We start from the raw sequence: 13,962 nt of genomic DNA on the forward strand, positions 1-13,962 counted from the left end.
CGCCCACTCTCGCTGCGAACACGCAACCCCCACCGCCGAAAGTCATCAACTGTGAGAACCCGTGCCAAGATCGAGTATGTGAGGGAGACAACCTGCACACAGGTTCTCCTCGTGAATAGCGAAGATCGCGTGGCATCTCACGCGAACGACACACGTATTACACGTCCTAAAAGGGGTACGACATGTCTGACACAGCTGGTACAACGAGGTCTGGCGAAACAGACCAATCCCTGCAGCGCAAGCTGAACCGCAAGGTCATCGCGCTCTCGATCTCAGCGGCACTCGGCGGCTTTCTGTTCGGCTTCGACTCCTCGGTCATCAACGGTGCCGTCGATGCCATCAAGAGTGACTTCGGCCTCGACCAACTGCCGTTCCTCGCCGGGTTCGCCGTTGCCTCGGCCCTGCTCGGCTGCGCCATCGGCGCCTACTTCGCCGGCCGCATCGCCGACCGCCTCGGCCGCATCCCCGTGATGCTCATCGGTGCCGCGCTCTTCTTGATCAGCTCCATCGGCTCGGCTTTCGCCTTCTCGGTCACCGACCTGATTCTCTGGCGGGTGCTCGGCGGTCTCGGGATCGGCATCGCCTCGGTCATCGCCCCCGCGTACATTGCCGAGATCGCGCCGAAGCGCGTGCGCGGCAGCCTCGGCTCGCTGCAGCAGTTGGCCATCACCCTCGGCATCTTCGCCGCCCTCCTGAGCGACGCCATTCTCGCCAACGCCGCAGGCGACGCCAACAGCCCGCTTTTCTTCGGTGCCGACGCCTGGCGATGGATGTTCGTGGTCTGCGCCGTTCCCGCCATTGTGTACGGCCTGCTGGCCTGGCGCCTGCCTGAGTCGCCTCGGTTTCTCGCCGGCAAGGGTCGTCACGACGATGCGCGAGCGGTGCTCGCCAGCGTGATGCCGAGGGCCGAAGTCGACGGAGCCCTCGACGAGATCGAGACCTCGCTTCGTGAAGACAAGGAGAACGCACGAACCGCCAGCCTTCGCGGCAAGCTGTTCGGCCTGCTGCCGGTGGTGTGGGTGGGCATCCTGCTGTCGATGTTCCAGCAGTTGGTGGGCATCAACGTGATCTTCTACTACTCGACCTCTCTCTGGTCGAGCGTCGGTTTCGACACCGGCAACGCGGGCACCTCGCTCACGATCTCGGTGGTGACGGCCGTGGTGAACGTGCTGGTGACCTTCGTGGCCATCTTCACGGTCGACAAGGCCGGCCGACGCCCGCTGCTGCTGATCGGTTCGATCGGCATGGTGGTGTCGCTGGGCGTCATGGCCATCTCGTTTGCGCAGTCGGTTCAGGTGAACGGCACCCCGTCGCTTCCCGGTGCGTGGGGCCCGATCGCGCTGGTCGCCGCCAACCTGTTCGTGATCTCATTCGGAGCCACGTGGGGCCCGCTCGTGTGGGTGCTGCTCGGTGAGATCTTCCCGAACCGCATCCGTGGCAAGGCGCTCGGCATCGCCGCCGCCGCGCAGTGGCTCACGAACTTCGCCGTCACCGAGACGTTCCCGGCGCTTTCGGCATTCTCGCTGCCCTTCACCTACGGCATGTACGCGTTCTTCGCCCTGCTGTCATTCGTCTTCGTGTTCTTTGCGGTTCCTGAGACGAAGGGTCGTTCTCTTGAGAGCATGGATGATCTGAAGGTCGATCGCGGAGGCCGAGCCGCCAAGGCCGCCGCCGCCCTCAAGGCCTCTGCGTAGAAGGCTGCACCGCAGCGCCCGAACGGTGGTATCCTTTTCGTAGCACCGCTCTCGTAGCGGTGACTACGCGTGCCCATCGGCCGCCAAACCCTTCGGTCTCGAGCGAGTTATTTCGCGCGGGCGGGTCTGTGCCGGGCACCAGGTGAGACGGTCATCCGGCCGTCACTGAGAAACCGATTTGGCTCCTGCCGTGCATCCGTGCCCGGGGGCCATAGAACAGGAGTACGGCCATGGCCGTCGTAACCATTCGCCAGCTGCTCGACAGCGGCGTGCACTTCGGGCACCAGACCCGCCGTTGGAACCCGAAGATGAAGCGCTTCATCTTCACCGAGCGTTCCGGCATCTACATCATCGACCTTCAGCAGTCGCTCGGCTTCATCGACAAGGCCTACGACTTCGTCAAGGAGACCGTCGCCCACGGCGGCACGATTCTGTTCGTCGGCACCAAGAAGCAGGCCCAGGAAGCAATCGCCGAGCAGGCGACCCGCGTCGGCCAGCCCTACGTCAACCAGCGTTGGCTCGGTGGGCTCCTCACCAACTTCCAGACGGTGTCGAAGCGTCTTGCCCGCATGAAAGAGCTTGAAGAGCTCGACTTCGAAGACACCGCCAAGAGCGGTTTCACGAAGAAAGAGCTGCTCATCAAGAAGCGCGAGCTCGACAAGCTGCACAAGAGCCTCGGCGGTATCCGCAACCTCACGAAGACCCCGTCGGCCCTGTGGGTCGTCGACACCAAGAAGGAGCACCTCGCCATTGACGAGGCGCGCAAGCTCGGTATCCCCGTCATCGGTATTCTCGACACCAACTGCGACCCCGACGAAGTTCAGTACCCGATTCCGGGCAACGACGACGCCATCCGCTCGGTCGGTCTGCTGACCCGCATCATTGCTGACGCTGCCGCTGAGGGCCTCATCCAGCGTCACCAGAAGCCCGAGGAGACCGGCAACGTGTCTGCCGTCGAGCCGCTCGCCGAGTGGGAGCGCGAGCTTCTCGAGGCGTCGACCGTCGAACTCGAGCAGACCGAGACCGCCGTTGCTGAGACGCTCGCTACCGAAGGTGCCGATGCAGCTGTCGTCGAGGCCGCCCAGGCCGACGCCGCTGTCATCGAGGCTGACGTGGCCGAGCTGGCCGAAGAGCCCAACACCGAGGAGAACGACGCAGACGCGCAACTCATCGGCAAGGCCATCGGTGAGCCCGTCGCCCACCCGGTAGCCGAGGCTCGCACCGTCGACCCCGAGCAGACCGTCTGACCTTATGGCGTCGATGCCTGAGAGGCATCGCCCGCGAATAAATCCTCGGCGGCAGTGATTCGCTGGGGTTTGAACATTGATCAGCTGTGCCCGGGGTGACTCGGGCACAGCCATTTAGCAAGGAGTGAGTAGCACTATGGCAAATTTCAACGTTGCCGACGTGAAGATTCTGCGCGACCGTCTCGGCGCCGGAATGGTAGACAGCAAGAACGCACTGGTCGAAGCCGATGGTGACATCGAGAAGGCCATCGAGATTCTGCGCCTCAAGGGTCAGAAGGGCGTCGCCAAGCGCGAAGGCCGTGCCACCAGCGAGGGCCTCGTCGCCGCGAAGGAAGAGGCTGGTACTGCCACCCTCATCGAGCTCGCGAGCGAGACCGACTTCGTTGCGAAGAACCAGAAGTTCATCGACCTGAGCGAGAAGGTTCTGGATGCTGCCGCTGCAGCCCAGGCCACCGACGCCGCCTCTGCGCTTGCCGCTCCGGCCGGCTCGCAGACCGTCGGTGAGGTCATCGCCGACGAGGCCGCCATTCTCGGCGAGAAGATCGAACTGCGCCGCGTGGCACAGGTGAAGGGCGAGAAGTTCGCCATCTACCTGCACCGCACCAGCAAAGACCTGCCCCCGCAGGTCGGCGTTGTGGTCGGCTACACGGGTGACGACGCCGAGACCGCTCGCAGCATTGCGCAGCACATCTCGTTCGCCAACCCCGAGTACCTGACCCGCGACGATGTTCCTGCTGACGCCGTTGAGGCCGAGCGGAAGATCGTCACCGAGATTGCTGAGAACGAGGGCAAGCCCGCCGCGGCCCTGCCCAAGATCATCGAGGGTCGTCTCACCGGGTACTTCAAGCAGGTCGCCCTGCTCGACCAGGACTACGCGAAAGACAACAAGCTGTCGGTCGCCAAGGTGCTGGCCGAGGCCGGCCTGACCGTGACCGGGTTCGCCCGTTTCAAGGTCGGCGCCTGACCTCCTGTCACTGAAAGCCCCGACACCCGAAACGGTGTCGGGGCTTTTTGTTTACCGGTAGCCTGAACACCGGGAAGCGACGGAAGGACAACCATTCGATGTCAGAAGCGACCGGTAGACGACGAGTTCTGCTGAAACTTTCGGGTGAAGCCTTCGGGGCCGGCTCACTGGGTGTGAATCCCGATGTAGTCAGCGAGCTTGCGCGCGAGATCGCCGCAGCAGCGAAGACCGTCGAGATCGCCATTGTGGTTGGCGGCGGCAACTTCTTTCGCGGAGCGGAGCTCTCACAGCGCGGAATGGATAGAGGGCGTGCCGACTACATGGGCATGCTCGGCACCGTGATGAACGCCCTCGCACTGCAAGACTTTCTCGAGCAGGCCGGGGCGGCGACGCGGGTGCAGTCGGCCATCTCGATGACGCAGGTGGCTGAGCCGTACATCCCGCGCCGTGCCGAACGCCACCTCGAGAAGGGCCGCGTGGTCATCTTCGGTGCCGGGGCAGGTCTGCCCTACTTCTCGACCGACACGGTGGCTGCGCAGCGTGCCCTCGAGATCGGCGCAGACGTGGTTCTCGTGGCGAAGAACGGTGTAGACGGCGTCTACGACTCCGACCCGCGCACGAACCCGAACGCGAAGAAGATCGACAGGCTGACCTACATCGACGCGCTGCAGCGGGAACTGAAGGTGGTCGACTCGACCGCGTTCAGCCTCTGCATGGACAACCGCATGCCGATGATGGTGTTCGGTATGGAGCCGCAGGGCAATGTGACCCGCGCGATTCTGGGCGAGCAGATCGGCACGCTGGTTCACACCTCGCACGAGTGATCAGGCTTTCGAACTAAACTGTTGCCGATATAAGGAGTTGTCACTGTGATTGCCGATGTACTGACCGATGCCGCTGAGCGAATGAAGAAGGCGCTCGAAGCAACGAAAGAAGATTTCTCGACGGTGCGAACCGGCCGGGCGAACCCGGCCCTGTTCCAGAAGGTTCTGGTCAACTACTACGGGTCACCGACGCCGCTCTCACAGCTTGCCTCGTTGCAGAACCCCGAGGCACGCACCATCATCGTCACCCCGTACGACAAGGGTGCCCTGCGCGACATCGAGCAGGCCCTGCGTGACATGCCGAACCTCGGTGCGAACCCCACAAACGATGGCAACATCATTCGGGTCACCCTGCCCGACCTCACCGAAGAACGTCGTCGGGAGTTCGTGAAGGTGGTCAAGGTCAAGGCCGAAGATGGCAAGATCTCGGTGCGCAACATCAGGCGCAAGGCCAAAGACGATCTCGATGCCCTGAAGAGCGAGGTCGGAGACGATGAGGTCGCCCGCGCGGAGAAAGAACTCGAAGCATCGACGAAGTCAGTGGTCGATGCAATCGACGACGCCTTGAAGCGCAAAGAGACCGAGTTGCTGGAAATCTAGGTCTCAGAAACTGTGACTATCGATTCGGGTGCGGGCGGCCCTGCGAAACCGAAACGCTCTTCGCAGGGAATCACGCGCGCCGAACTCGAAGAGCGTGTTCGCGCGAGGCGCGAACAGTTCGAAGAGGCCAACGAGAAGATCACGGCGCGCACCGGCCGCAATCTGGTCAGTGCGATCGCGATCGGCCTCGGCCTTGGTCTGATCATGCTCTTCAGCCTGATCTTTCTCAAAGTTCTCTTCTTCATCTTCGTGGGCATTCTGGTGTGCATCACCTCGGCAGAGCTCGTCGGTGCGCTGAAAAGGTCGGGCCGGCACGTACCGCTGATTCCCACCGTTGTCTCTGGTGCTGCGGTTGCGGTCGCCGCGTTCTACTTCGGCGAGGCGGGCCAGTGGCTGACGCTGCTGGGTGGCGCGCTGTTCGTGTGCGTCTGGCGGCTCGCTCAGCTGGTGAGCCCGTCGCATCGCGGTGGTGTGGTCGCCGTATTGAGAGACCTCTCATCGGGCATCTTCGTGCAGGTGTACGTCGTGTTCCTTGGGAGCATCGCCATACTTCTGGCCGCAAAACCGAGTGGTCAGTTCTGGGTGCTCGCGTTCATGCTTGTGGTCATCTGCGTCGACACGGGTGCGTACGTGACGGGGCTGAACTTCGGCAAACATCCGATGGCACCCCGCATCAGTCCGAAGAAGACGTGGGAGGGCTTCGCCGGGGCCGCGGGGCTGGCTCTCATAGCGGGGGTCGTGCTCGGGGTCTTCATGCTAGACCGGCCCTGGTGGTTCGGGCTCATTCTGGGTGCCGTCATCACGGCCACCGCCACATTCGGCGACCTCGCCGAATCGCTGCTGAAACGCGACATGGGCATCAAAGACATGAGCACCTGGCTCCCCGGGCACGGCGGTTTTCTCGACCGACTCGACTCGATGCTGCCTTCTGCCGCCGCCGCATATGTTCTGTTCATCGTCTTCCGTTAGCGTGGTCTCGTGAGTCAAACCTTTCCGCATGCCCGTCGCCCACAGCTCGGCTACAACGTCTACGAGGTGGAGAAGTTCCTGGCGGATGCCCGCGCTGCATACGAGGCCAAGGGCATGTTCACCGAGCCGGGCGACACGGGCGACATCGGTGCGGGCGCGAATGCAGGTGCAGCAGGTGCAGGTGCAGCGGGTGCTGCCGGCGTCATCGACTCGCAGACCATCCGTCAGGCATCCTTCGGCCTGCAGAAGAGCGGGTATTCGACGGTGCACGTCGATGCCGCACTCGAGCGACTCGAAGAGGCATTCTCGGCGCGTGAGCGCGCCCGTGCCCAGCGTGCTGTTGGCGAAGAACAGTGGTACGCGCAGAGCCGCGAGCGTGCGCGAGAACTTCTCGCCCGCCTCGAACGGCCGAAGGGCAGGCGGTTCACGCGTGCCGGGCTGCTGAGCGGTGGCTACAACCGCAGTGACGTCGACACCTTCTGCGATGCGATCGTCGCGTACTTTCGGTCGGGTGCTGCTGTGACGGTGGGAGACGTGCGCTCCGCTGTCTTCCGGCCGAAGCTCGGTGGGTACAGCGAGGGTCAGGTCGATGCCGTTCTCGACGCCGTCGTCGACGTGATGTTGTCGGTGCGCTGAGCCCACTGCTACAGTCGACTCATCGTGGGTAGACATCAGATCGAACGTCGGGTGCCGAGACCTCGTCAGCACCGCGCGCCGCTCGATAAAAGCCGCCTCGCGCTTCAGGGGTTCGGATTTCTGGCCGCTGTCGCCTTCGTGGCGATCACCGCGGTCGACCCGTACACGGGTGCCACGGCGTCGGCCTACTTCACTGTCACGATCAAAGACACGTCGAATCTCCCGACTCAGGCTCTCTCGTCGGGCCGATACGAGAACGCCGTCAGCCGAGATGGCTACTCGACCAAGGCAGCGCCCCCGCCCCCGGTCGTGGTCGCCGTGAAGACCGCCTCGTCGGCGCCGTCAGCTGCTACGCCCGACCCCGGCTCAGCCAAAGCGATCGCCCACGACATGATCGTGGCCAAGGGCTGGGGCGAAGACGAGTACTCGTGCCTCGTCTCCCTGTTCAACCGCGAATCGGGCTGGAATGTGTCGGCATACAATGCCGGCAGCGGCGCCTACGGTATTCCACAGGCTCTGCCGGGCGGCAAGATGGCCTCGGTCGGTGCCGACTGGCAGACCAGCGCCGCCACGCAGATCACCTGGGGTCTCGGCTACATCACCAGCCGCTACGGCACCCCCTGCGGCGCCTGGGGCCACTCCGAAGACCAGGGCTGGTATTAGAGCCGCTGCCGCCTTCGTCTGATGTCGCCCGTTCGCTGATCGTAGACTGGAGGGTATGCCTCGCAGCAATCGCCCCCGCCGACCCGTTCGCGGCCAGGGGCAGGGGCAGAGCGACGCCGACGAGAGCGAGAGCTTCGAACGCGCGATGACAGGCTGGCGCACGGTGGAGCACCGTCGGGGCGGCGACTGGAACGTTCAGCCCATCTCAGCGCTGCAGGCCACCAAAGAATACGTCTGCCCCGGATGCTCGAAGACCATCGTGCCGGGTACTGCCCACCTCGTGACGTGGCGGGCTGACGGTGTCATGGGTGACGCCAGCGACCTGGCGGCCCGGCGGCACTGGCACACTCACTGCTGGAAGATCGGTTTCTGACATGACCCCCGCCATCGAGATTCGAAGCTCGACATTACTTCCTGCCCTGCGGGAAGACATCGAGTTGCACACCTCCGACGGTCTGACGCTGGTCGGCGAGCTGGCCCTGCCCGAGTCGGGCGCCCCGGTGGCGACACTCGTCATGTTGCACCCTCTGCCGACCGCTGGCGGGTTCATGGACTCGCATATCCTTCGAAAGGCCTCCGCCCGGCTGCCGGCCCTCGCCGACCTGGCCGTGCTGCGCTTCAACACCCGCGGCACCTCGTCACCGCGCGGCACGAGTGACGGCAGCTTCGATGGGGCCGTGGATGAACGGTTCGACGTCGCCGCTGCAATGGCCTTCGTCGCCGAACGCCAGCTGCCGCACCCGTGGCTGGTGGGCTGGTCGTTCGGTACAGAGCTTGCCCTGAAATACGGGCTCGACCACCCCATCGATGGAGCGATTCTGCTCTCACCGCCGCTTCACCGCACCACGGAGGCTGAGCTTGCGCGGTGGGCCGACGCCGGGGTGCCGCTGGTGGCGCTCATTCCTGAGTTCGACGACTTTCTGCGGCCGGCGGAGGCGGTCGACCGCTTCGCCGTAGTACCCGAGGCCGAGCTGGTGGTGGTCGAGGGTGGCAAACATCTCTGGGTGGGCGAGACGCAGACCAAGAGGGTTCTGAACGAGATCGTCGCCCGCGTGAACCCGGCTGCATGGCCGTTGCCCGAGACCGTCGAGGGACCTTAGCGCTCGTTCTGCGCCGGAATGACGACCTGCTTGACGATCAGCATGATCGACGCGGCGATGGGGATGGCAACGAGTGCTCCGAGCACTCCGAGCAGTGAGCCGCCCGCCAGCGCTGCGATGACGACAACCGCCCCCGGCACTGACACCGCGCGTCGCATGATGTTCGGGCTGAGAAGGTATGCCTCAACCTGCATGTAGACGAGATAGTAGATGCCCGCCGCCAGCGCGGTCGCCGGTGAGCCCACCCCGGGAATCAGGCAGATCAGCACAATGATGACCGACCCGGAGATGGTTCCGACGAGCGGAATGAGCGACAGGATGCCGGCGATGAAGGCGAGCACGGCCGCGTAGGGTGCCTGGATGATCGACAGGTAGATGAAACTCAGCACTCCGTTGCACGCGGCCAGCGTGACCTGGCCGATCACATAGCGCCCCACCGCATCGGTGACCTGCTCGCCGAGGTCGGCGAACCGCTCCCGGCTCGACGCAGGAACAAGCAGGTACACCGTGCGTTTCATCGCTGACAGATTCGCGGTGAAGAACAGGGTGAGGATGAATACGATCACCACGCCGAACACGCCGTTTGCGATGCCGACGCCGATGGCGAGCGCACCACCGGCAATGGTGGTGATGTTGCCGGGGTCTTGCAGATACTTGGTCACGGCATCGACGACGGCCTGAACGTCGACGTAGCCGCCGAGCCTCGTGGTGAGGTCGGAGGCCCAGCTCGACGACTGCAGCTGTGCGAGCAGCGGGGGAATCTGGCCGAAGAGCTGCGTCAGCTGGTCGACGATGATGGGCAGCACGGCGAAGACAAGACCGGTGATGATGCCGGCAACTCCGACGATGACGATGAGAATGGCCAGGCTCCGCGGGAACCGCTTACGTTCGAGCCACGACACCAGCGGGTCGAGGCCGAGGGCGAGAAAGACGGCGATACCGACGTAGGTGAGAACCGTGGCGAGGTTGCTGATGGCGAACAGAATGAGAATACCGAGGCCCACACCCAGCGTGCCCACGAGCCCCAGGGTGAATGCGTTCCTGATCTTCACTGCCACTCCCTTGCAGGCCCCCAGACCTGTCGGGGAGTAGCCTAATTGTAGGGGCCAGCGAAGTCTGGGAGCCTTCACAAGCGCGATGGGCTATCTTTTAATGTCTTGTCTGGAGTTCTCACGTGCGATTTATTCTTGCCATCTTCGCCTTCGTCATAGCGACGGCGCTCATCGGTATCGGCATCGCTGAGCGTACGGTGCTTCTGCCCCCTTCGTCGCTCAGCGTTCAGACGACCCAGTCGTCGCCTCTGCCGTACCTCTTCATCGACAGCGATGTGCTGCAGTCCCACTCGGGCGCGCAGACCATTTCGCTCTCCGGCAGCAAAACGGTCTTCGCCGCCTACGGCCGCACGGCCGATGTGAAGGCGTGGCTGAACGGGTCGGCCTACGACACCGTCGCGGTCGACTCGACCACGAAGTCGCTCTCATCGAGCGTTGTCGCCGCCGCCACCACGGGGGCCGCAAACGTCGCGAGCGGGTCGGCCAACCCCGCCGGCTCCGACCTGTGGCTCGAAGAGTACACAAGTGACAGCTCACTCAATCGCACGTTCAGCCTGCCGGCCGGGTACTCGATGATCGTCGCCGACGATGGCACAGCCGAGGCGCCGTCATCGATCCGCATTTCGTGGCCGCTCGACAACAGCACGCCGTTCGCAGTGCCACTGCTGCTCGCCGGGGCGTTCTTCGTGCTCGTCGGGCTGGTGCTGCTGCTGTTGGGGCTCGCCCACATGAAGAAGTCGAGGGGCCCGAGGCGTAAGCCCCCGGCGCTTCCCCGTGGCAAGCGGTTCTCGTCGTCGCGGCACAACGCCATCGAATCGGGCGTGAAACGCGGCCGTCGGTCGATCTCCCGGTCGATCGCCATCGCAGTGCCGACCGTGCTTCTCGGTTCGCTGGCGCTTGCCGGATGCTCGATCCAGTCACTGCCGTCAGCGATCGCTGACACGGCCACGCCTACTCCCGGTTCAACTGCGGCTGTCTCCTCGACCCCGGCGGCCACGGCGACCCCGACGCCAACCGGCACCGCCACCATTACGCCCACGCCGGTGCCCACCCCCGACTCCGGCCCGCCGCCCGCTGTCTCCGAGGAGCAGCTCAACACAATTCTCACGAAGATCTCGCAGACCGCCACCGCGTCCGATGCGGCCGCGGACGCGGGTGCCCTCGCCGCGAGGTTCACCGGGCCCGCGCTCGATCTCCGCACCGAGACGTACAAGATTCGTGCCACTGATGCGAGCTACCCCGCCCCGCAGGCCGTGCCCACCGGGCCGTCGTCTGTCGTGCTGCCGCAGGCAACCGACACGTGGCCGCGAACGGTCTTCACCATTGTGGAGAACAAGGCTGACACCACTGTTGCCCCGCTGTCGTTGATGCTCATCCAAGAGACTCCGCGAAGCGCCTACAAGGTCTACTACGCCATCGCGCTCGAGCCCGACACCACCCTGCCGCCCGTCGCTCCGGCCTCGGTCGGCACGTCGCGCCTCGGCACCGACTCGAAGCTCCTCTCCATCACGCCGGCACAGGCGGCCAGCGGCTACGCCGACCTCCTGGCGGTGGGTTCGGCAAGCCCCACGTTCGCCGAGTTCGATGCGACCGGCGATACGCTCCGCACCAGCGTGGGGGTCGACTACAAGAATGCGAAGAAGGCGGGGCTCGCCAACACGGCGAGTATCGACTTCGCAAAGGTTGCGGGCCTCGGCCAGAGCATCGCTCTCGCCACAAACCAGTCGGGCGCCATCGTGGCCCTGAACATCCGGGAATCCGAAGTGGTGAAGGTCGTCGAGGCCGGTGCCACGGTGACCACGCAGGGCGCTGTCACGGCGGCGTCGGGCGTGACGTCGACCACCAAGGGCACCGAAGCGATCTACGATTACCAGTTGTTGTTCTACATTCCGCCGTCGGGCGACACCTCGAAGGTGAAACTTCTGGGATTCGCCCAAGGACTGCTGTCAGCCAAGGAGTTGCCGTGAGCCAGATTCCCCCCTCTGCCGCAAGCCTGAGGGGTGCCGTCGACCTCTCGTCGCTCGTGAACCGCCCGGCTCCCGGTGCCCAGGCAGCCGGGGCCGCGGCATCCGGCGTCGCCAGCGGCCCCGCCGGTGAGCCCGGCGCTGGCGTCAGCGTGCCGAGCCTGCTGCTCGACGGCACCGACGCCACCTTCTCGCAGATTCTCGAGCTGTCGAACGCGGTGCCGGTCGTCGTCGAACTGTGGGCTTCGTGGTCTGACGGGTCGCGTATCCTCGCGCCGCTGATGCAGAAACTCATCCTCGAATACGGCGGCCAGTTCGTGCTCGTTCGGGTCGAAACCGATACGAACCCGCAGCTCGCTGCGGCGTTTCAGGCCCAGACGGTTCCGACCGTCGCTGCCATCATCGGTGGGCGGCCGGTGTCACTATTCGAAGGCGCGCAGCCCGAGCAGAGCATTCGGGAGGTTCTCGAACAGGTCGCCCAGCTCGGCGTGCAGAACGGCGTGACCGGCGTGGCTGTACCGGCCGATGGGCGCGGGCTGCCGGGTGCTGGCCCTGATGGTGACGGCGAGGCCGCAGAGCCCGTCGAGGAGCCGCTGCCGCCCCACCACGCCGAAGCCTTCGACGCGATCTCCCGTGGCGACTACAAGGGCGCCATCGCCGAGTACGAGAAGGCCATCGCGCAGAGCCCCCGCGACGCCCTCGCCATGGCGGGTCTTGCCCAAGTCAAGCTGCTCGACCGTCTCGACGGCCAGTCGCTCGATGAGATCCGTAGTGCCGGCGCCGCCAACCCCACCGATATGGATGCCCAGCTGCTGGTCGCCGATCTCGATGTCTCTGGTGGGCACGTCGACGACGCGTTCGATCGTATTCTCACGCTCTTCGCGAAAGCCGACCAGGCAACGAAAGACGTGCTGCGGGCCCGGCTGCTCGAACTGTTCGAGGTGGTCGGTACCGACGACGCACGGGTCACCGCAGCGCGCCGCAGGCTGACCATGCTTCTGTACTGAGGCCCGGTCTAGACCCACCGGCGGCGCTTGTCAATCGTCGGCACGGATGTGCGTGCGATACACAGCCGGGGCAATAGGGTCATCTCATGAGCATTCTGAAGAAACGTGCTGAGGTGCCTTCGCCGGCGAAGGTGTCACCCGAGGTGCAGGTCGTGTCGCAGGGGTCTGAGGCGTTCGCGCAGGTGAATGCCTTCAAGATCGGCCTGCTCGGCGCACTCGGCGTACTGGTTGCGCTGGTCATCGGCGGCCTGATCACGCAGCTCGGCACGGTGCTCATCTATGTGGGCGTGGCGCTCTTCATCGCGCTCGGCCTCGACCCGCTCGTGTCACGGCTCTCCCGGCGCATGCCCCGGCCGCTCGCCATCGGCATCGTGTTCGGCATCGTGGTGGTGATTCTCGCAGCGTTGCTGCTGACGATCATCCCCATCATCGTGTCGCAGACGACGAACCTCGTGAACAACTTTCCGTCGTACATCACCACCCTGCAGGGTGAGCAGTGGGTCAAAGACCTCGAACAGCAGCTCAGCGGCGTGGTGAGTGTCGACGACGTCATCAAGAACGTGCAGAGCTTTCTGAGCCCCGACAAGATCCTCTCGGTGGGCGGCGGCCTGCTCGCAGTGGGTGCTGGGGTCGCGAGCGGGGTCACAGGGTCGGTCATCGTGCTGATTCTGACGCTGTACTTTCTGGCCTCGATCCGCTCGATGAAGCGCGTGGTGTACCGGTTCGTTCCGGCCACGAAGCGCAGCGGCTTCGCCGAGATCACCGAACAGATCACCCAGGCGGTGGGGCGGTATGTAGTAGGCCAGATTGCGCTCGCGTTGGTCAACGGCATCCTGAGCTTCGTCTTCTTGACCGTCATCGGGGCACCGCTGCCCGTGCTGCTGGCGTTCATCGCATTTCTGCTGTCGCTCGTGCCGCTGGTGGGAACCGTCACCGGTTCGGTGATCATCGTACTGATCAGCCTGTTCGCCTCTCCGGCCACGGCCATTGCCGCCGCGATCTACTACCTCGTCTACATGCAGGTTGAGGCATACGTGCTCAGCCCGCGCATCATGAACCGCGCGGTCTCTGTGCCGGGTGCTGTCGTGGTGATCGGCGCCGTCGCCGGCGGAACCATCGGTGGCGTGCTCGGAGCGCTCGTCGCCATCCCCATCGCCGCCTCAGCCATCATCGTCATCGAGAAGGTCGTCTTCCCGAAGCAAGACGCCAAATAGCCTCACACCCTGTCTCTTATACACATCT

Annotated in this window: 14 protein-coding genes; 13 read left to right on the forward strand and 1 reads right to left on the reverse strand. The window is 64.5% G+C overall.

Annotated features, from left to right (window positions below):
- The first annotated feature begins 182 nt into the window (after positions 1-182).
- From QN358_RS13510 to QN358_RS13555, 10 genes are all read left to right on the forward strand, one after another.
- The gene (locus tag QN358_RS13510; protein WP_323512700.1) at positions 183-1,694 is read left to right on the forward strand and encodes a sugar porter family MFS transporter; all 1,512 of its coding nucleotides are present in this window, start codon (positions 183-185) and stop codon (positions 1,692-1,694) included.
- Between the two features lie 230 nt (positions 1,695-1,924).
- The gene (gene rpsB, locus QN358_RS13515; RefSeq protein WP_136641509.1) at positions 1,925-2,941 is read left to right on the forward strand and encodes a 30S ribosomal protein S2; all 1,017 of its coding nucleotides are present in this window, start codon (positions 1,925-1,927) and stop codon (positions 2,939-2,941) included.
- Positions 2,942-3,077: 136 nt separating this feature from the next.
- Positions 3,078-3,905 carry a translation elongation factor Ts gene (tsf, locus tag QN358_RS13520; RefSeq protein WP_323512701.1) on the forward strand — a complete coding sequence of 276 codons (828 nt, stop codon included), beginning with the start codon at positions 3,078-3,080 and terminating at the stop codon, positions 3,903-3,905.
- Between the two features lie 98 nt (positions 3,906-4,003).
- Positions 4,004-4,729 carry a UMP kinase gene (gene pyrH / locus QN358_RS13525; RefSeq protein WP_136641511.1) on the forward strand — a complete coding sequence of 242 codons (726 nt, stop codon included), beginning with the start codon at positions 4,004-4,006 and terminating at the stop codon, positions 4,727-4,729.
- Between the two features lie 45 nt (positions 4,730-4,774).
- Complete coding sequence (gene frr / locus QN358_RS13530; RefSeq protein ID WP_136641512.1) at positions 4,775-5,329, forward strand: ribosome recycling factor; 555 nt, start codon at positions 4,775-4,777, stop codon at positions 5,327-5,329.
- A 12-nt stretch (positions 5,330-5,341) separates the two neighbouring features.
- Positions 5,342-6,298, forward strand: coding sequence for a phosphatidate cytidylyltransferase (locus QN358_RS13535; RefSeq protein ID WP_237280295.1), 957 nt, complete (start codon positions 5,342-5,344; stop codon positions 6,296-6,298).
- A 9-nt stretch (positions 6,299-6,307) separates the two neighbouring features.
- Positions 6,308-6,934 (forward strand): DivIVA domain-containing protein, encoded by a 627-nt coding sequence (locus QN358_RS13540; RefSeq protein WP_136641513.1) that lies wholly within the window; start codon positions 6,308-6,310, stop codon positions 6,932-6,934.
- Between the two features lie 24 nt (positions 6,935-6,958).
- A complete protein-coding gene (locus QN358_RS13545) occupies positions 6,959-7,597 on the forward strand; it encodes a lytic transglycosylase domain-containing protein (protein WP_323512702.1) in 639 nt (212 codons plus the stop codon).
- 55 nt (positions 7,598-7,652) lie between these two features.
- Positions 7,653-7,970, forward strand: a complete 318-nt coding sequence (locus tag QN358_RS13550; protein ID WP_136641515.1) for a hypothetical protein — start codon at positions 7,653-7,655, stop codon at positions 7,968-7,970.
- Between the two features lies 1 nt (position 7,971).
- The gene (locus tag QN358_RS13555; protein ID WP_136641516.1) at positions 7,972-8,697 is read left to right on the forward strand and encodes an alpha/beta hydrolase; all 726 of its coding nucleotides are present in this window, start codon (positions 7,972-7,974) and stop codon (positions 8,695-8,697) included.
- On the opposite strand, the gene QN358_RS13560 is transcribed toward QN358_RS13555, so the two are convergent.
- Positions 8,694-9,749 (reverse strand): AI-2E family transporter, encoded by a 1,056-nt coding sequence (locus tag QN358_RS13560; protein WP_136641517.1) that lies wholly within the window; start codon positions 9,747-9,749, stop codon positions 8,694-8,696. The genes QN358_RS13555 and QN358_RS13560 overlap by 4 nt on opposite strands.
- A 122-nt stretch (positions 9,750-9,871) precedes the next feature.
- On the opposite strand from QN358_RS13560, the gene QN358_RS13565 reads away from it, so the two are divergent.
- The 3 genes from QN358_RS13565 to QN358_RS13575 all read left to right on the forward strand — a co-directional run bounded on the left by QN358_RS13565 (position 9,872) and on the right by QN358_RS13575 (position 13,934).
- Complete coding sequence (locus tag QN358_RS13565) at positions 9,872-11,716, forward strand: hypothetical protein (RefSeq protein WP_136641518.1); 1,845 nt, start codon at positions 9,872-9,874, stop codon at positions 11,714-11,716.
- Positions 11,713-12,720, forward strand: a complete 1,008-nt coding sequence (locus tag QN358_RS13570) for a tetratricopeptide repeat protein (RefSeq protein ID WP_323512703.1) — start codon at positions 11,713-11,715, stop codon at positions 12,718-12,720. The genes QN358_RS13565 and QN358_RS13570 overlap by 4 nt, the downstream gene beginning before the upstream one ends.
- Before the next feature lie 86 nt (positions 12,721-12,806).
- Positions 12,807-13,934, forward strand: a complete 1,128-nt coding sequence (locus tag QN358_RS13575; RefSeq protein WP_136641520.1) for an AI-2E family transporter — start codon at positions 12,807-12,809, stop codon at positions 13,932-13,934.
- Positions 13,935-13,962 lie beyond the last annotated feature (28 nt).

Source organism: Subtercola sp. RTI3 (assembly GCF_035018625.1).
Taxonomy (GTDB): domain Bacteria; phylum Actinomycetota; class Actinomycetes; order Actinomycetales; family Microbacteriaceae; genus Subtercola; species Subtercola vilae.